Origin of the sequence: Croceicoccus marinus (assembly GCF_001661675.2) — a bacterium.
Classification (GTDB): domain Bacteria; phylum Pseudomonadota; class Alphaproteobacteria; order Sphingomonadales; family Sphingomonadaceae; genus Croceicoccus; species Croceicoccus marinus.
The window spans coordinates 997,470-1,015,571 of sequence record NZ_CP019602.1 but is presented as its reverse complement, the minus strand read 5'-3'; the positions used below and the strand labels follow the sequence as shown (position 1 = coordinate 1,015,571).

18 protein-coding genes, 1 tRNA gene and 1 pseudogene are annotated in these 18,102 nt (G+C 62.5%); 11 read left to right on the top strand and 9 right to left on the bottom strand.

The window, feature by feature from the left end; genetic code table 11:
* The first annotated feature begins 18 nt into the window (after positions 1–18).
* Together A9D14_RS04885 and A9D14_RS04880 are read left to right on the top strand one after the other, a co-directional pair.
* Positions 19–1,242, top strand: coding sequence for an argininosuccinate synthase (locus tag A9D14_RS04885; RefSeq protein WP_066843466.1), 1,224 nt, complete (start codon positions 19–21; stop codon positions 1,240–1,242).
* 863 nt (positions 1,243–2,105) lie between these two features.
* The gene (locus A9D14_RS04880; RefSeq protein ID WP_232468775.1) at positions 2,106–2,648 is read left to right on the top strand and encodes a septal ring lytic transglycosylase RlpA family protein; all 543 of its coding nucleotides are present in this window, start codon (positions 2,106–2,108) and stop codon (positions 2,646–2,648) included.
* Here the strand turns inward: A9D14_RS04880 and A9D14_RS04875 are convergent.
* Positions 2,639–3,052, bottom strand: coding sequence for a hypothetical protein (locus A9D14_RS04875; RefSeq protein ID WP_157668144.1), 414 nt, complete (start codon positions 3,050–3,052; stop codon positions 2,639–2,641). The two genes, A9D14_RS04880 and A9D14_RS04875, sit on opposite strands and share 10 nt — an antisense overlap.
* 100 nt (positions 3,053–3,152) lie before the next feature.
* A complete protein-coding gene (gene recG, locus A9D14_RS04870; RefSeq protein ID WP_066843462.1) occupies positions 3,153–5,219 on the bottom strand; it encodes an ATP-dependent DNA helicase RecG in 2,067 nt (688 codons plus the stop codon).
* Positions 5,220–5,284: 65 nt separating this feature from the next.
* Here recG and A9D14_RS04865 point away from each other — a divergent pair, with 65 nt between their 5' ends.
* The 9 genes and pseudogenes from A9D14_RS04865 (at position 5,285) to A9D14_RS04830 (ending at position 13,192) form a co-directional block, all read left to right on the top strand.
* Positions 5,285–5,581, top strand: coding sequence for an FAD assembly factor SdhE (locus tag A9D14_RS04865; protein WP_066843460.1), 297 nt, complete (start codon positions 5,285–5,287; stop codon positions 5,579–5,581).
* Positions 5,582–5,626: 45 nt separating this feature from the next.
* Positions 5,627–9,169 carry a transcription-repair coupling factor gene (gene mfd, locus A9D14_RS04860; RefSeq protein WP_066843456.1) on the top strand — a complete coding sequence of 1,181 codons (3,543 nt, stop codon included), beginning with the start codon at positions 5,627–5,629 and terminating at the stop codon, positions 9,167–9,169.
* A 74-nt stretch (positions 9,170–9,243) separates the two neighbouring features.
* Positions 9,244–10,026, top strand: coding sequence for an NAD kinase (locus A9D14_RS04855; RefSeq protein WP_066843453.1), 783 nt, complete (start codon positions 9,244–9,246; stop codon positions 10,024–10,026).
* A 132-nt stretch (positions 10,027–10,158) separates the two neighbouring features.
* Positions 10,159–10,233, top strand: a tRNA-Asn gene (locus A9D14_RS04850).
* Between the two features lie 224 nt (positions 10,234–10,457).
* A pseudogene (locus A9D14_RS20445) lies at positions 10,458–10,583 on the top strand (Flp family type IVb pilin); the annotation flags it as partial.
* A 115-nt stretch (positions 10,584–10,698) separates the two neighbouring features.
* On the top strand, positions 10,699–11,127 hold the full coding sequence (locus tag A9D14_RS19980) for a hypothetical protein (protein ID WP_232468773.1): 429 nt from the start codon (positions 10,699–10,701) through the stop codon (positions 11,125–11,127).
* 220 nt (positions 11,128–11,347) lie between these two features.
* Positions 11,348–11,707, top strand: coding sequence for a PilZ domain-containing protein (locus tag A9D14_RS04835; RefSeq protein WP_066843448.1), 360 nt, complete (start codon positions 11,348–11,350; stop codon positions 11,705–11,707).
* Positions 11,708–12,286: 579 nt separating this feature from the next.
* Positions 12,287–12,634, top strand: coding sequence for a PilZ domain-containing protein (locus A9D14_RS19350; protein ID WP_157668142.1), 348 nt, complete (start codon positions 12,287–12,289; stop codon positions 12,632–12,634).
* Positions 12,635–12,658: 24 nt separating this feature from the next.
* Positions 12,659–13,192, top strand: coding sequence for a DNA-directed RNA polymerase subunit alpha C-terminal domain-containing protein (locus A9D14_RS04830; protein ID WP_157668141.1), 534 nt, complete (start codon positions 12,659–12,661; stop codon positions 13,190–13,192).
* A gap of 431 nt (positions 13,193–13,623) precedes the next feature.
* Here A9D14_RS04830 and A9D14_RS04825 read toward each other — a convergent pair whose 3' ends face one another.
* The 7 genes from A9D14_RS04825 to A9D14_RS04795 form a co-directional block, all read right to left on the bottom strand.
* Complete coding sequence (locus tag A9D14_RS04825) at positions 13,624–13,842, bottom strand: hypothetical protein (RefSeq protein ID WP_066843442.1); 219 nt, start codon at positions 13,840–13,842, stop codon at positions 13,624–13,626.
* A 337-nt stretch (positions 13,843–14,179) separates the two neighbouring features.
* On the bottom strand, positions 14,180–15,265 hold the full coding sequence (locus A9D14_RS04820; protein ID WP_198302049.1) for a phage major capsid protein: 1,086 nt from the start codon (positions 15,263–15,265) through the stop codon (positions 14,180–14,182).
* An 11-nt stretch (positions 15,266–15,276) separates the two neighbouring features.
* The gene (locus A9D14_RS04815) at positions 15,277–15,897 is read right to left on the bottom strand and encodes an HK97 family phage prohead protease (RefSeq protein ID WP_157668140.1); all 621 of its coding nucleotides are present in this window, start codon (positions 15,895–15,897) and stop codon (positions 15,277–15,279) included.
* Positions 15,898–16,033: 136 nt separating this feature from the next.
* Entirely contained in the window at positions 16,034–16,267 is a 234-nt protein-coding gene (locus A9D14_RS19345; protein WP_066843434.1) for a hypothetical protein, read from the bottom strand.
* On the bottom strand, positions 16,264–16,503 hold the full coding sequence (locus tag A9D14_RS04810; RefSeq protein ID WP_066843431.1) for a hypothetical protein: 240 nt from the start codon (positions 16,501–16,503) through the stop codon (positions 16,264–16,266). Before A9D14_RS04810 ends, A9D14_RS19345 begins: the two co-directional genes overlap by 4 nt.
* Before the next feature lie 114 nt (positions 16,504–16,617).
* On the bottom strand, positions 16,618–16,923 hold the full coding sequence (locus tag A9D14_RS04805; protein WP_066843429.1) for an HNH endonuclease: 306 nt from the start codon (positions 16,921–16,923) through the stop codon (positions 16,618–16,620).
* A 384-nt stretch (positions 16,924–17,307) separates the two neighbouring features.
* Positions 17,308–17,988, bottom strand: a complete 681-nt coding sequence (locus A9D14_RS04795; protein WP_157668139.1) for a hypothetical protein — start codon at positions 17,986–17,988, stop codon at positions 17,308–17,310.
* Positions 17,989–18,102: the final 114 nt, after the last annotated feature.

The following is an 18,102-nucleotide window of genomic DNA, read 5'->3' as shown; positions in this document are numbered from 1 at the left end:
TCAGAAAGCCATGCAGCCATGACCGACAAGTCCGACATCAAGAAGGTCGTCCTCGCCTATTCGGGCGGTCTCGACACCTCCGTGATCCTGAAATGGCTGCAGGTGACCTATGACTGCGAGGTGGTGACCTTCACCGCCGACCTGGGCCAGGGCGAAGAGCTGGAGCCCGCGCGGCACAAGGCCAAGCTGATGGGCCTGCCGGACGAGAACATCTATATCGATGATCTGCGCGAGGAATTCGTGCGCGATTTCGTCTTCCCGATGATGCGCGCCAATGCCCGTTATGAAGGCGACTATCTGCTGGGCACGTCGATCGCGCGCCCGCTGATTTCCAAGCGCCTGATCGAGATCGCGCGCGAAACCGGCGCCGATGCCATCGCGCATGGTGCGACCGGCAAGGGCAACGACCAGGTGCGGTTTGAATTGTCGGCCTATGCGCTCGACCCCGATATCCGTGTGATCGCGCCGTGGCGCGAATGGGACCTGACCAGCCGCACCGCGCTGATCGCATGGGCCGAATCGCACCAGATCCCCGTACCCAAGGACAAGCGCGGCGAAAGCCCGTTCTCGGTCGATGCGAACCTCCTCCACACCTCGTCCGAGGGCAAGGTGCTGGAAGATCCGTGGGAAGAAACGCCCGACTATGTCTATTCGCGCACTGTCGATCCGGAGGACGCGCCTGACAAGCCCGAATATGTCGAGATCGGGTTCGAGAAGGGAGACGGCGTATCCTTGAACGGCGAGGCGATGAGCCCGGCGACGCTGCTGACAGCGCTCAACGAGCTGGGCCGCAAGCATGGCATCGGGCGGCTGGACCTGGTCGAAAATCGTTTCGTCGGCATGAAGTCGCGCGGCATGTACGAAACGCCGGGCGGCACGATCTATGCCGCCGCCCACCGCGGGATCGAGCAGATCACGCTGGACCGCGGCGCAGCCCATCTGAAGGATGAGCTGATGCCGAAATATGCGGAGCTGATCTACAACGGCTTCTGGTTCGCGCCCGAGCGCGAGATGTTGCAGGCCGCCATCGACCTGTCGCAGCAGAAGGTGACCGGCACCGTGCGACTGAAGCTCTACAAGGGCGGCGTGCATCTGGTGGGCCGCAAGAGCCCCCTGAGCCTCTATTCCGAAAAGCATGTGACGTTTGAGGACGATGCCGGCGCATACGACCAGAAGGATGCGGCAGGCTTCATCCACCTCAATGCGTTGCGGCTGAAACTGCTGGCCAAGCAGGGCGGATAATTATCCACCGGCAACGGTGGGGCGGGATTGGCGGAAAACCGCCATTCCGCCAGCCGCTGCGGGCGCAAAACCGCGTATCCATAATCAGTTTTCCACCTTTGTCCACCGGGAAAATGCTTTCCTGTGGATAAATTTGTTGTGTGACTCGCTGCCAGCGCGCATGTTTCAACTGTCGAACGGAAAGGTTGCTTTCCAGATCTTGCCGAAAGGCACTGAAATGGAAGGATCTACCGAAACGGGCGATCCATCGGTCGAATGCCGGTGAGCGGTCTGGACACCCCTTTGCAGCCTTTCTTGTAAGGGCCGTAAAAATCCGGACGGATCACCCCAGGCGGACGAGCGATGGCATGGCCGGAAGACCGGCTGCCGCGGACAATTCATCCGGCCTTCGGGTCGATGATGCGGATGAAACGGTGGCTGGAACCAAGGTCTCGGTATGTGGAAGCGCCTGCGACACGATCCTAATGGCTTCGGCCACGGCGATCGAACTGCAGGGCAGGCATATACCGGATGCCGGCGCGAGCGCCGAGCGACAGAGGCCTGACGATCTTCGGATCGGACGCCAATACCGCCGGGCGCCAAGCCTTCTACTCGTGCTTGCATGATGTGGAAGCCACGGGCCGGTGAGAGTGGGGCCGGTAGCGATACCGGCCCCATTTGCCGTGGTTCGGCCCGTTCCGACACCTGTTGCCGAAGGCGGCAGCCTTGCATCCCGATCGGGCAATTTCGTGATTCGGGCAGGTTTCGCTTATCCCGCAAATCTGCCGGAAAGCGCGCCATCAACCCGAAAACGCAGGACCAAATGTGGCCGAAAGGCGGCGGGTCGAACCCACAGCCGGGCTTTTCCTGCTATGCTTCAGGGCATGAAGACGCGTGTAAACATGCGGCTGCGCCCAGTGCGCACCATCGCTTTCTTCGGTCTCGCCTCGCTCGCGGCCGTTCCGGTCTCGGTCGCCCGTGCAGGCACCGAAGAGCCCACCAACATCGAGGCCAGCGTAGGCCTCGCATCGGATAACTCCGCTGCCGTCGATTTGATCCCCGCTTCGGAAAATGCCGAATTGGGGCTTCAGTCCGGCGCTATCGCCGAACTGGCGCAGAGCGATGTGGTCGAGACCCTGGGTGCCGGCGTAGCGAGCTGGTACGGACCCAAGTTCGCGGGCCGCCGCACTGCCAACGGCGAAAAATTCAACCCGACCGAATTGACGGCGGCCCACCGTACCCTGCCCTTCGGCAGCCTGGTGCGCGTGACATCCAGCCGGACCGGCAAATCGGTGGTCGTGCGGATCAACGACCGCGGCCCCTTTCACGGCGACCGCGTGATCGACCTGTCGGAAGCTGCTGCCAAGGAAATCGGCATCAAGCAGCGCGGCAGCGGCACCGTCGACCTGGCTCTGCTTCAGAGCTGATCCTGTTCGGCGGCAACCGGGGCTTCGGCCTCGCTGCCCGGCGCTGGGGCCGTTTCCCCAGTCTCCTCCAAAGGCTCCGGCATGGTCTCGGCCGGCATTTCGATGCCGCCGGGCGTCTTCAGCGGTATTGCGCCGCTTTGCGTCATGCACCAGCGAACCTGCTCCATTGCACGGTCGCGGTGTTCGCCTTCCAGATCGGCCAAGGTAAAGCCCTGCTGCGCCAGCCGGCCGGTGGTGCAATCGCACAGGCGCTTCAACTGCTCCTCGCCGCTTGCGAGCGCGGCCAGCTTCACGTCGCAGCGTTCCAGCGCCGCGGTCCGTTCGGGCGTTTCAAGGCCCGGCTCGGGCTCTCCGCATCCCGCCAGCGCGGCAAACGCCGCCAGCGGCACAAGCCGGATAGCCAATCCCATATCGATAGTTCGCGACAAGCCGCCCTCTCCGCCCGCTGATCCCGGCTGCCGTTGTTTCGCATCCGGGGCGGCCGCGCAACCTCGAAAGGCGGTGCTATCCCCCGCGCAATAGCTGCACGCCATAGTCGCGCTCGAACAGATAGAGCGCGATGCGTGCCGCATCGCCGCGCGAACCGGACAGCTCCGCACCTTCGCGCTCCATCAGCAGGCGGGCGTCGTCATGCGCGGCTTCCAGCAGTTCGGCGATCTGTTCGGGGCTGGCCACGCGAAACGCGGTTTCGCCCGATTGGCGGGTGCCGAGTATTTCGCCCCCGCCGCGCAGGCGCAGATCCTCCTCAGCCAATCGAAACCCGTCCTGCGTCTCTCGCATCAGCGCCAACCGCTCGCGTCCCGTCTCGGACAGGGCCTGTCCGCGCAGCAGCAGGCACACCGATTCCGCCGCCCCGCGCCCGACCCGCCCGCGCAGCTGGTGCAATTGCGCCAGGCCGAAACGCTCGGCCTGCTCGATCACCATCAGAGAGGCATTGGGCACGTTGACCCCCACCTCGATCACCGTGGTGGCGACCAGCACGGCGACCTCTCCGCTGGCGAAGCGCGCCATGTTCGCGTCCTTGATCTCGGGCCGCAATTGCCCGTGGACCAGCGTGACATTGCCCTCGCCCAGCACCTGCTTCAGCATGTCGAAGCGCTCTTCGGCGGCGGCCAGATCCTCGCGCTCGTTCTCATGCACCATCGGGCAGACCCAATAGGCCTGCTTGCCCGACTGGACGTGGCGGACAAGCCCGGCGACGACATCGTCCATGCGTTCGGTCGGCACCACGCGCGTATCGATCGGCTTGCGGCCCGGCGGCAATTCGTCGAGCTGGCTGACTTCCATCTCGCCATGCTGGGCCAGGAGCAGGGTGCGCGGAATCGGCGTGGCGGTCATCGCCAGGCAATGCGCAGTCCCCCTCGCCTTTTGCTGCAGCATCAGCCGCTGGCCAACGCCGAAGCGGTGCTGCTCGTCGATCACGACAAGGCCCAGATCGCGGTAGTTCACGCTTTCCTGGAAGATCGCGTGGGTGCCGACGACGATATGCACCGACCCGTCGAGCAGGCCCATCAGGATGGATTCGCGCGCGCGTCCCTTGTCCCGGCCGGTAAGCAGCGCGACCTCCACGCCGGTACCGCGCGCCATTTCCTGCAGGGTGGCATGGTGCTGGCGCGCAAGGATCTCGGTCGGCGCCAGCAGCGCCGCCTGCTTGCCGCATTCGATGGCGTTCAGCATGGCGAGCAGCGCCACCACCGTCTTGCCGCTGCCCACATCGCCCTGCAGCAGGCGCAGCATCGGGTGCGGCTGCGCCATGTCGCCCTCGATCTCGCGGATCGAGCGTTGCTGCGCGCCCGTCAGCGCGAAGGGCAGCGTCAGCCGGTCGCGCAGATGGCCGTCGCCCTGCATCGGAATGCCCTTGCGGCGGCGATTGTCGGCGCGCACCAGCATCAGCGCGAGCGCGCTGGCGAACAATTCGTCATAGGCAAGCCGGTCGCGCGCCTCCTTGTGCCGTGCCCGGTGGACCAGGTGCAGCGCATCGCGCCAGGATGGCCAGCCGCGCCGCTCCATCACGCTCGGCTCGATCCATTCGGGCAGCTGAGGCAGCGCCGCCAATGCCTGTTCGACCAAGGGCTGCAGCCGCCCTGCCGTCAGCCCGTCGGACAGCGGATAGACCGGCTCGCACGTCTGGCCCAGCGCGGCGCCGCCGTCCTCCGCCACATGGTCGGGGTGCACCATCTGCAGCGTGTCGCCATATTGCTCCAGCTTGCCCGCGACCCAGCGCGCCTCGTTCAGCGGCAGCAGTTTCTTGGCGGAAAAGGACGCGCGTCCGAAATAGGTCAGCGCGATCTGTGCGCCTTCGGCATCGGTTGCCATCACGCGGAACGGCCCGCGCCCGGATCCGCTGGCCCGGTACTGGTCGGCCGTCAGCTTCACGATGATGTGTTCGCCGATGCCGGCTTCGGCCAGCGCGCTGACCTGTCGCCGCTCGATAAAGCGGTCGGGCAGATGATAGGCGAAATCCTTGACGCGCGTCAGGCCCAGCCGGTCGAGAGGCTTCTCCAGCTTTGCGCCCACGCCTTTCAGGCTGTCGGCTGCGGCGAACAGGGGATTGAGCACTTCAGGACGCATGCCGATGGCTATAGCGCCGCATTCCGCTGCTTGCACCGCATCGCCGACAGGTATACCCGACCGACATGAGCGACGATGCCAAGCCCGAAGAGGACCTCCCCGAACCCGCACGGCTCGGACGAGCTAAATTCCGTGCATGGCACCGGGGCACGCGTGAGGCCGACTTCATGATCGGCGGCTATTTCGACCAGCGCCACGCCGAATGGGTCGAACAGGAACTCAGCTGGTTCGAGGCCCTGCTTGACGAGGATGATGTCGACATCATGGCATGGGCGCTGGGCGTCCAGCCTCCGCCGCAGCGGTTCCAGGGGCCGATGATGGATGCGCTCCAGCGGCTCGACTACGTCTATATTCATAAGTAAGCCGGGGCTTGCAGCGCGGCTGTTCCGTCGCCAGATAGCCCCGACATGACGGATCTTTCACGCCTGATCGCCGCGGAACAGCCGCTGGTGCTGTCTTCGCTTGCCCGCGGTGCATTGCCGCTGGTGCTGTCCGACCTTGCGCGGGCATGCCGCGGCACCGGAAACGCCGCGCGCGCAGTGTTCGTCGCACCGGACGAGCAGGCGATGATCGCGATCGCCGACGCCGCGCCGTTCTTCGCGCCCGAACTGGACGTGATCGAGTTTCCGGCGTGGGACTGCCTGCCCTATGACCGGTCCAGCCCCGCCCTTTCGGTCAGCGCGCGGCGGCTGGCGGCGCTGCAGGCGTTGCAGGGAAAGCCTGACGGTCCGCAGCTTCTGGTCACCACGGTCAATGCTCTTTTGCAGCGTGTGCTGACCCCATTCCGCATCCGCGAGGCGACGCGGATGCTGAAGCCGGGGATCGAAATCGGGCATGACAGCCTGACCGCGCTGCTGCAGCGGCAGGGCTATGCGCGCAGCGACACCGCCATCGATGGGGGCGAATTCGCGGTGCGCGGTTCGATCTTCGACATCGTGCCATCGGGCCTGAAGACCAGGAACGAGGCGGGCGAGACGATCCAGGCGGGGCTGCGGCTCGATTTCTTCGGCGACGAGTTGGAGAGCATGCGGCTCTACGATCCGACGACGCAGCGCACCACCGGCATCGCGGACGAGCACCTGCTGCTGCCCGCCAGCGAAGCCCTGTTGACCGAGGATACGATCAAGCGTTTCCGCGGACGATACCGCGAGATGTTCGGCGCGAATGCCACGGGCGATCCGCTCTATCAGGCGGTCAGCGAAGGTCGGCGGCTGGCGGGCATGGAGCATTGGCTTCCGCTGTTCGAAGAGAAGCTGTCCACCCTGTTCGACCATCTGGGCAAGGACGACTGCGTCGTCATTGACGGCGGCGCGATCCGGGCGGGCGAGGAACGGCTGGCCGAGATCCGCGACTATCGCCAGGCCCGGCAGCAGACGTCGGGCCAGAAGGCGGGCAGCTATCGCCCGCTGGAAAGCGATGCGCTCTATCTGGCGGAGGACGAATTCAGCGCCGCGCTGGGCGATTGGCCCGTGCACCGCAGCTCGATCTTCGCCGAGCCGGAAAGCGAACGGTCGCTGGATTTCGGTTTTGCCTCGGCCCGTGATTTCGCGCCTGAACGCTCGCGCTCGGAAAATGTCTACGAAGCGGCGTCGAAGCATCTGGAGAAGCAGGCGAAGGCGGGCAAGCGCGTGGTGCTGGCCTGCTATTCTCCTGGCTCGCGCGGGCGCATCGCGTCGCAGCTGGGCGAAGCGGGCAAACGGGAACCTTCCCTTGCCAAGAGCTGGCAGGAAGCCTTGGGCCTTGCCGCCAAGGGCAAGCCCGTGGCCGTGGTACTGCCGCTGGAAAGCGGGTTCGTCAGTGACGAGATCGAGCTGCTGACCGAACGCGACCTGCTGGGCGACCGGCTGGTCCGCCGCAAGAAGCGGCGCAAGGATGCCGACGCCTTCTTGGCCGAATTGCAGGCGCTCAGCCCCGGCGATTTGATCGTCCACATGGACCACGGCATCGGGCGCTATCTGGGCCTTGAATCGATTCCCGTCGGCAAGAGCCCGCACGACTGCGTGGCGCTGGAATATCACGGCGGCGACAAGCTCTATGTCCCGGTCGAAAACCTCGACGTGCTGTCGCGCTATGGCAGCGAGAACGAGAATGCCGCGCTCGACCGGCTGGGCGGCGAGGCGTGGCAGAAGCGCAAGAGCCGGCTTAAGGAACGCATCCGCGAGATCGCGCACGAACTGCTGGCGACCGCCGCGAAACGCGCGCTGCAAAAGGCGCCGGTGATCGAGCCGGAGGCCGACTACAACGCCTTCGTCGACCGTTTCCCCTGGGACGAGACCGACGACCAGGAACGCGCCATCGGCGATGTCATGACCGATCTGGCCGATGGCCGCGCGATGGACCGGCTGGTCTGCGGCGACGTCGGCTTCGGCAAGACCGAGGTGGCCCTGCGCGCCGCGTTCCTTGCCGCGATGGCGGGGCAGCAGGTGGTGATGATCGCGCCGACAACCCTGCTTGCGCGTCAGCACTACAGCAATTTTACCGAGCGTTTCGCTGGCTTCCCCATCAAGATCGGCCGCCTTTCTCGCCTCGTCCCGTCGAAGGAAGCGTCCGAAACGCGCGACGGGCTGGAAGACGGCACCGTCGACATCGTCATCGGCACGCACGCGATCCTGTCCAAGAGCGTCAGCTTCAAGAACCTGGGCCTCGTCATCGTGGACGAGGAGCAGCGCTTTGGCGTGACGCACAAGGAAAAGCTGAAGGCCTTGCGCGCCAACGTCCACGTGCTGACGCTGACCGCCACGCCGATCCCGCGCACGTTGCAGATGGCGATGTCGGGCCTGCGCGAATTGTCGGTCATCCAGACCCCGCCCGTCGACCGGCTGGCGGTGCGCACCTATGTGATGGAATGGGACGACATGGTGGTGCGAGAGGCGCTGCTGCGCGAACATCACCGCGGCGGGCAGAGCTTCATCGTCGTGCCGCGCATTTCCGACATGGGCGAGATCGAGGAATGGCTGCGTGAGAACGTGCCCGAAGTGCGCTATGTCGCCGCCCACGGCCAGATGCCCGCGACCGAGCTGGAAGAGCGCATGAGCGCCTTCTACGAGAAGAAATACGAAGTGCTGCTGTCGACCACCGTGGTCGAGAGCGGGCTGGACATCCCGTCGGCCAATACGATCATCATCCACCGCGCCGACCGCTTCGGCCTTGCGCAGCTTTACCAGCTTCGCGGGCGCGTCGGCCGGGCAAAGCTGCGCGCCTATGCGCTGCTGACGCATGATGCGGGCACGCAATTGTCCGAGGTTGCGGAAAAGCGGCTGAAGGTGCTGGGCGATCTGGATTCGCTGGGAGCCGGTTTCCAGCTGGCCAGCCACGACCTGGATATTCGCGGCGCGGGCAATCTGCTGGGCGACGAGCAATCGGGCCATATCCGCGAGGTCGGCTTCGAACTCTACCAGTCGATGCTGGAAGACGCGATCCTGGCCGCCAAGGCGGGCGATCTGGGCGTGGTCGAGGACCGCAGCAGCCTGAGCCCGCAGATCACCGTCGACGCGCCGATCATGATCCCCGAGGATTACGTCCCCGACCTGGCCGTGCGCATGGCGCTCTATCGCCGCCTGAACGATGCCGACGACAAGGAGGCGATCGAGGGTATCGCCGCCGAGATGATCGACCGGTTCGGACCGCTCCCCTCGCCAACCGAGAATCTGGTCAAGCTGATCGAGATCAAGGCGCAGGCGCTGGCCGCCAATATCGCCAAGATCGACGTCGGCCCGCGCGGCGCGCTGATCCATTTCCACAAGGACGAGTTCCCCGATCCGATGGGTCTGATCGGCTATGTCGAACGGCTGAAAGGCACCGCGCGTCTGCGGCCCGACAACAAGCTGGTGATCGAGCGCCCGTGGAACGATCCGAAGGCGCGGCTCAACGGCCTGTTCCAGCTGACCAAGGGCCTGTCGGCGATCGTGCGGCGCGCCGGCACGCCCGCGAAGAAGTCCGAACCGGCCTGATGCCGTCACACGCGGCGATTGCGTTCGCCCGATCCCGCCCATAGGGTCGCGCCGACATCCGACGAGAGGGCTGAATGGCAGAATACAGGCGATTGGCGCTGGCCGTCTCCGACACGGACAAGGCGCAGCGCGCGGCGCAGCGCCTGCGCGGCGATCATCACTGGGTGCCGCTGGAGGACGCCGACGCCGTCGTCGTGCTGGGCGGCGACGGCTATATGCTGCAGACCCTGCACCAGATGCTGGAGACGAAGCGGATCATCCCGGCCTATGGCATGAACCTGGGCACGGTCGGCTTCCTGATGAACAAGCTGGGCAGCATAAACGCGCCCATCGCCGAGCGCGTCGCCGCCGCCCGGGCGCAGACCGTGTCCCCGCTGGACATGACCGCCACCACGCAGAGCGGCGAGACCATCACCGGACATGCCATCAACGAGGTGTCGCTGCTCAGGGAAACGCGCCAGACCGCCAAGCTGCAGATCAGCGTGGGCGGCAAGATCCGCATTCCGGAACTCGCCTGCGACGGGGTGCTGGTGGCGACGCCTGCGGGGTCCACCGCCTATAATTTCTCCGCCAACGGGCCGATCCTGCCGCTGTCGTGCGGGTTGCTGGCGCTGACCCCGATCAGCGCGTTCCGTCCCCGGCGCTGGCGCGGGGCGATCCTGCCCGATTTCCTGCCGATCTCGATCAAGGCGCTGAATGCCTCCAAGCGTCCGGTCTCGGCAGTGGCAGACCAGAAGGAAATCCGCGACATCGCCAGCATCGACGTCAAGATCGCGCATGAATGCGATCTCACCCTGCTGTTCGACCGCGGCCACAGCCTGGACGAGAGGATCGTGGGCGAGCAGTTCATGATCTGAAGATGCGCGCCATGCGGTTTTTTTCGCGAACTGGCCGTCTTGCGGAAAAAGATGAAAATCGTGGCTTGCCAAACCCGACGCGCCTTCATATAGGCACGGCCCTGCCCCCCTCAATACCGCTTGGGGGGCTGCTCCCCGATAGCTCAGCGGTAGAGTAGGTGACTGTTAATCACTTGGTCGTTGGTTCGAATCCAACTCGGGGAGCCACATTTTCCAGTTTTAACTTTGGAAAACAGGGCTTTGGCCATTAGCGGCCAAGCTAGAACCCACACTGGTTCCCACAATCCATTTTCTGTCATTTCCCCGCAAGTGACGGCGGCTCCGTGCAACATGGATGCAACATGAATACTTGCAACCGTTGTAGGTGAGGTTCGAGAATTTATGCTGTTCTAAGCCGCGCCTCGACGGGCATCTTTAACCAGAATTTAAGGATGTTATTCCAGTGTCGGCCTATGCCTCGAAAATCGCACCGTCATGTAATCGCTAGGCTCTGGAGCGATGCTTCCGGTGCCACCTCCACCGAATACGCCATGCTTATCGCCATCATCGCGGCGGCGCTGCTAAGTGCGGCCTCGTACTTGGGCAAAAATCTTAACACGACATTCGACGCGACCGACGATGGTCTTGCTGTCGCGTTGGCCTCAGGTCATAGCGGCCATGGATCGTCGAGTGATGGCAATATACAGCCTGGAATCCCGCAGGCAGGATCTAGCCCCAGCGACGGCGAAAGCCCATCAGGTTCCGGTACGGCAGCTGGAGCGGGAAGCGCAGCAGGCCCCATTGATTCAGATGAACAGGCTTCAGGAAGTGATACAGGCCAGCTTATTCGAACTGAACGATAGCTTTAGGGCGGGCCAGCTTAATCAAAATTGCTCTACCGGCTGGATAACCGCCCGCCGCTTGCCGCAGGCGCTGCATTTCATCAGCGGCTCGACAGCCTCCACGCGTAGTGGCTTTCTGCGGCGCTGCAATTCCATCGCCAGTTCGGTCGCGTTCCAGTGCGCGGCGTTACCACAGGCACCGCAAACCACCTTGGCGTCATATCCTCGCCGCGCAAAGTCGGTGATCGTGTCTAGCTTGATTCGCCCCATAGTCTGTTAGAACAGGACGAGAACAAGCTGCGCAATACCTGTCAGGCAGTTGCCCGCAATCGGGCGCGGACAAGGCCCCATAAGGCCGCCCGATCGGCATCGCCTTCAATCGTCGCCAGCTTCAGAGCCTCGCCCACCATCGACAGGGCAGCGGCTTCATGCAACATGGAAAGCGGCTTTAGCTGCTATGGTTTACGGTCCGTTAGGGATATTTGATTAAACCTCTCGGCATGGCACAAGCAGAGATACTCAGCCGCGCCCAAGAGCGCAGTTCCGTCAAGGCTGACTGCCACTATCGGATCGGTTCCGGCATTGCTTACCCGGCGCGATTGGTTGATCTGACAGCGGAGGGCGCGCGGCTGGAAGGCATCTCTCGTAGCTTAAATGTCGGTGACATGCTGACGGTCCGCTTCGGGGGCCTCGCGCCAGTCGAAGCCAAGATCCAATGGGTGGAGCGTGGCAGAGAGGTTGGGCTGCGGTTTCTTCAGCCACTCTATCCCTCTGTCTATCTACACGTTCTCGCCAACCTGCAGAAAGGCAAAACACCCGATCTTCAATTTGTGAAGGCGATCCCTTTGCGGTCCTGTTAATCACTTCTCCGGCTGAACGGCAGGCTGAGCCACTTGTCTATGGACCGCCGCCCGCACTAGCAGGTATTGAGCATCCTGCGCGCCATCCTGCGCCCGGTCGGTGAAGGAAGTAAAACTGAGGAAGCTGCCAAACCGATGTCACCGATGCGGTGCGTTGACTGAGGGCGATCTCCTTGTCACGACTTGCGGCAAGTGTGGCGCTCGCGATGTGCATCTCGTCGTGCCGCTCATTATCCTAGTGGCAATCGCAGTAGTAATCCTCACTGCCATCAATTAATTCCCGAGATACGGTAATAAGGAATCGCTATCGACCGGGACCCAACAGTTCGGTAAATGGTGCACGAGGGCGTTAAGATCACCCGCGACCCGATTTTGACGTCCTCACCTTTCGTTCAATGTGGTTGTTTTAGCAGACCCTGTGCGCTGTCATGGCGCGCATGGGGGCAAGGGTCGCGACCGACCGCGGGGAACCGTCTCGTGTGCCTCCTGGTCCACGGGGCGGTTCTTCCATCGCACAGCGCTGTTCATTCTTCAATTGGTATGCAAAAACCGTGGCTTAGGTCGCAGAGGAAGTAAATTATGAAGAGGTCGGCTTCGCGCGAGCCGGTGGAGACTGTGGGTTCCTTTCGCCACGCTTTTCAGCCAGCCCAAAACGTCACGATTCTCGATCTCACCTGCCATGGATGCAAGATCGAAGGTATACCTGCGGCTCTGTACGAAGGAGACAGGATCAAGGTCGGCATCGCAAACATCGGCCCGCTCTACGCCACGGTTCGATGGGTTCGGCCTGGCATCAGCGCAGGTCTAAGATTTGAGCAACCGCTACACCCGGTGGTGTTTCAAAGCCTGCTGGCCAAACTGCGCAATCAGGAATGCTCGACCGGATACACACCTGTATCGCGGGCGATGCCAGTCAGGCGCTGCTGATAATGGTTCAGTTGCAATCCATCGTTGCAAGAAGCTGGTATCAAGAACAGTTCAACACTTTTTAGAACTGCTTCACTGGCGACTCATATGCTTCTTCCAGACACAATCGATGATGTATCTCTTCGGTTCTGCGGTTTGACCGACAAGGCAGTCAATGCGCTCGTCAAGGACGGGATCACCACGATTGGTCAGTTCAATGCGCTAAGTGATGTCGAAGCGCTAAAAATTCCTAATATGGGTGAGAAAATCCTTTTTGATCTCCGGAAGAAGGTCGCCGCCGTAAGCAGTGTGCCAAAAACCGAAGACTATGAAATGGCGTTTCGCGTCTTCTGGGATGCTCGCGCAAATTCAGAACGAAATACTGCAATTATTGAGGCATTGGCATGTGACCGCTCAATGGTCGACATAGCAGAGGAGTTTGGTGTCTCACCAAGCTCTGTCAGCACACTCTTTCAAAATTACCGATATTGGCGGCGAACCCTCGGTCTGCCGATTGCGAAAACAGGTTTCTCGCAATTCTGCGCATCCGCTAAAACATCTCCACCGGCTGAATCATAGCGCCACGCTTCCCACAGGCCCGGCACCGCATGTGCGGCTCCACCGCATCGATCCTGAGCGATTTCCTGCGGCGGTGCAATTCCATCGCCAGTTCGGTCGCATTCCAGTGCGCGGCGTTACCACAGGCACCGCAGACCACCTTGGCGTCATATCCTCGCCGCGCAAAGTCGGTGATCGTGTCTAGCTTGATTCGGCCCATTAGTCTTTGGAACAGAGCAGGAACGTTTTGGGCAAGTTGCTTCAGCGTGTTATGCCGAGTGCATAAAATGGGAGGAAGCCCTGAATGCGATTCTTCGGAAGAATGCTACCAGGCGTAGCGGCCATCGCGGTGCTTGCCCTTTTCCAAGCGCTAGCGGGTGGGCTCGACGGCAATCTTGTCGGCGTCCTTGCGGTGGCTGGCACTATCGCGACATTCTTGGTGGCCTATTGGCTCAATCCGGCATTTGCTCATGGTCGCAGGCGGTGGCGCACGTTATGGGACCATTCTTCATCCGCGCCGACACCAACCTCCAAAAGGCCGCGCCCTCGGCGTCGCAGCCGATAGTGGCCTGCCGGTGTTCCTCGGCCACCAGAGACAGCGCAGCGGGGCCGTGGTTGCGGATTAGATCGGCTGCGATTACCGGGTAGCGGTCGAAGGGTATTTCACGCATTGGCTCTCGCCCTCGCTCGCGCCCGCTCAGCGCGTTTCCGGCAACGTTCGGTGCAGTACCGCTTCGCCCTCTCGCGCCAGCCGCGTTCGGCTGCTGTGTTCGCCTGAACGGTCACCAGTTCGCCGCATTGTTCGCATTGCCTGGGCATGGTGGGGGTCCGAAGTCTGAACTGTTGATGCGTATGTTTTGGGAGCGGGTCGGTACTCTGTCCGAAGGGCTCTGCGGTTTAGAAGGCCCCCCGGGGTTCCGGCTGGCAGGTGACGACCAAGTACCCTGCCAGCCTTTCCCCCACGCATGACGACACTGCGGATATGACTGCGCAGCGCCATCGATGGCCTTAGGTCACGTTTCCGAAGTCGCCGTAAATCAGCGCTTCAGGGCGTTTCGCCGCCATACCGATGCGCTCCTCGCCGCGAATGGCGACGAGGTTGCGCGTGAAAAAGTCATCATGCTCCGTGCTGATCTCGATGCGCGTCCGGTGGCGGTCGTAAAGCGTCTGGGAGCGGAAGCTGCCGACCAGGAACTTGTCGATGGTCTGCGCCTGCGTCGGAACAACCGGCAGGCCAAACAGCATCGGCGTCACGTTCGCCCCTGGATCGCCCAAAATGTACTTGCCATCGGCATCCTTCAGCAGTCGCATCCGCCACCAGTCGGACGGGTGGATGACAATCCCATCGGGCGGAACGTCAGTCAGCGAGCACTGCAGGATAGCCGCGCCGATCAGGTCAATCATGGTCGGCTGCACCAGACTCATGGGATCGGCAAAGGCGGTTGCATTCGTCACCAGTCCGCTGAGGTTCTGGCCGGTGCCGTCGCCGTAGAGCAACTGCGCCTCTTCCTTCAGCGCCACGCCGTAGGTCAGTTCCTCGTCGATGAGGGACTGAAGCTGCGGCACATCCTCCAGCACCTGGACGGATGCCGGAATCCAGTGGGCAATGGTACGGATCGGAGCCGTCTCCAGATCGAACGTCAATCCGCTCTCAGGCTTCAGGGTCGCCTCGGCCACCACATCGGCGGCATTCGTGCGGGTGGCCAGCTTGGGATATTCCACGCTGCCGCTGGTGACGTTCACAATGGACATCAGCGAGCGAACAGTGAGCCGGCGCTTGGGAAGCCCCAGCATCTGATCGCGCTGCGGGACAATAAGACTATCGCCCGTCGCGCTGGTAATGATGGTTTTGAGTTCCAGCCCGATATGTCCTCGGGTCTGCATCAGGCCTTTGACCTCGTGTCCGACCTCGCGGGTGAACTCAGATCCCCAGCTATCGCTGTGTTCGCCAACGCCGCCGCCGCCCCCGCGAGACATCTTCTGTTCCAGTTCCTGGAATTGACCGCGCGTTTCCAGCGCAATGGTCTTCGTCTCTTCAAGCTGCGCTTCCATCGCGTCAGTGTGCTTGGAAATCAGATCTGCAATGTCACTCATGGTTCTATCTCTCATTTCTGCAGGCGAGCGATTGCAGCCCGGAGGGCATCCTCCGCAGCCTGATCGTTGTTGCTGTCGTTGATGGTTCGCCACGCAGCGCCCGCCGCTGCCTTGGCCTTGCGCCCGGAAAGACCGCCTTCCCGAAGCATATCTTCAATATCCCGCACCCCGGCGATCATCTTGATCGAGGAAACCCGGGTGTCAGGGTTGCTGCCGATGGTGACCAGACTGCCTTCGTGCAGCTCGACATCGAGCAAATGCCGCTCGCCGGTTCGCTGGTCTCGGTGAGCCTGCTTGGCCTGATAGCCGATGGAGAGAGCGGTCAATGCGCCATCCCTTGCGAGCGCATAGGCCTCCTGTGCATCGCGCGCGGTCAGCGTAAGCTTGCCCTTTACGAACAGGCCATCGGGGCGCTCCTGCCATTCCTGCCAGGCACCAACCGGGCGGCGCGGATCGTGATGTAGCAGCATCGGGATCGGGCGGTCGCCGCGCTCTGCAAGCGTGCGGGTAAAGGCCTTTGCGTCAATGCGGTCGCCGTGACTGTCGAGCGTGTTGAAGCCCGCCAGCAGGCCTTCGATAGCGCCGCTGTCGTTCAGTTGTTTAATTTCAAATGCGGAATCCGCGTAGTTCATCTTGGACGCACCTCGCCTGTGCCTGAAGTTCAGGTTTTCGGCCGAGCCTGCGTCCATCGCGGACGGGGGGATCGGGGTCTGACTGCGCATCTCACGCAATCGACAAAGGCGGCTGTCGCATAATTGATCGCGAAAGTCAAGATTGCAGCGCCGCAAGGTAGTCCGGCCCCCAAGCTTCAACCTGATCGGCCTGATCGCGCAGGAACCTGGCTGCAGCCGCTGCTCCATCCGCCGTTAGGAGACGTTCGGTCAGCGCAAGCTGCATTCCGACCACAATGGCCCGCTGCGTCATTCCTGCGCCGCCTAGCGTATCGATCAGGCGTTCGGTGCGGGCGCGGACCTCTGCCGCCTCTTGCAGTTCCTCGCTCATTGCAACGGCCCCTCCGGCTTGCCGGTCAATCGGATGCGTTGCGCTTCGCGGGTCATCCACGCAGCCGCATCTTCTGGGTTGGGCTGGACGGACGAAAGCACCTGTCCGAAGGCGAGCGCGATGCCATGGAACACCGAACGGGTGTCGCCTGTCTGGTCGTTCTCAGCAAAAACGATCTTCAGGATCTGATCCCGAACTCTCAGCGCTTGCTCAGAAGGTTGGATAATCTCGGTCATGCGGGTCTCCTATTGCTGCCTCGCGCGCGCGGGCGAGAAACTGTATTTGCGGTTGAAGAGGTGGGCGGGGTCGGTGCCTGTGATCGCAGGCGTTGGACATTTGGCTGCCCCCCGTCATTCGATCGGCCACCCGTCTGGCGCGATGCGCGGGCGATAGCGCTTGCCCTGGTCGGTCAGCGTTTTCTTGTCGCTGCACTCGCGGCATAGCGGCTGGTAATTCGCCAGTTCGGTCTTGCCGCCGCGCGATAGCGGTATGATGTGATCGGCTATCGTGGCGGCAGTTACGCGGTCCTTCTTCCGGCATTCCCGGCATAGCGGCTCGGCCGCCAGCAGGATCTTGCGCAGGCGCTTATGCTCTCCTCCGTAGCCACGCGCCGTGGCCGACTGCCGCCTGTGCTGCCATGGGGTTCGGTCGGTCATTGATTGCCGCTCCTGTTTTCAAACAGCGGGATTAAATCTGCGCGTGGGGACGGTGGCGGTGCGGTGTCAGGCGATGCTGCCAGACAATGGCGGTCCCCCCTCATGCCTTGCGTTCCTGTCGTTGCCGTGCCCGACGCTTGGCCGCTCGCATCGCAGCGCCTTCCTTGCCGGTCTTGCTCAGGCTGCAGGGAATGCAGACCGGCTGCATGTTCGCTGCCGTCGTTTCGCCACCCATGCAGATTGGCTGGCGGTGATCTGCGATCTTGGCTGGCCGTTCGCCGCAGATGGCGCAGTCTGGATCGCCTGCCAGCAGTCGCTTGCGGATTCGGCGGTAAGCGGGGCCATAGTGGTGCGCTGTTGCGGGGCGGTGTTTGTGCCAGGGCATCAGTACACCACCACCGCATCGGTCAGCGGCTCCCGGTATTTGTCGGGCAGACCGCCGCCGTTGATGAACTTCGACAGGGTTGCTGCCGGGATAGGGACAGCCTTTGCCAGCCGCGATTGCTCGCCGGGTTCGCTGCGCTTCAGATGGTCGACCGTCCATTTCCAAAGATCGGCCTTATCGCCGCTTTTGGGGTCATGTACTATTTCAGGTGTTTCACAGCCGGTTTTCCCTGCCTTGGGATGGCTATTATATAAGCGCTGAGACGTGGTCAGCAGATTGCCTGAAACAGATTTGACGGATTTCTGCGCTTTTGCCTGTTTCACTGCTGACAATGCCTCAGCAGACATGTTCGGCCCTGCTGAGACGTGGTCAGCAGTTTCATTCCCATCTGCTGAGACGTGGTCAGCGGCCTTTTTTTGTGCCCAGTCGAGGTAATCGTTGGTCGCCTTAGCAGTGAAGGGCGGTTTGCCGCTCATGATCCATGTCAGGCGATACTGGCGAGAGTGCCGCTCTTTCCAGACAGCTTCCTGCCCAATGTCGAGCAAGCCGCGTTCCATGCAATCAGCGACGGCGCGGGCAATGCGGTTGAAGTTCCTATTGCCAAGGCCCTCGGCAATTTCGCGATAGCTGCAGCCGATCTCGCCATTGTTGTAGCCGTTGAAGCGGGACAGGATCTCCATCAGGACAGCCCGCCCGTATAGGTCGAGACTACGATAGGCCTCGCTGGTGTAAACGCACTTGGGGAGGCCGATAAGGCCATCCCCTCGCGTGTCGGCGCGGTGGTCCGCTTTCCA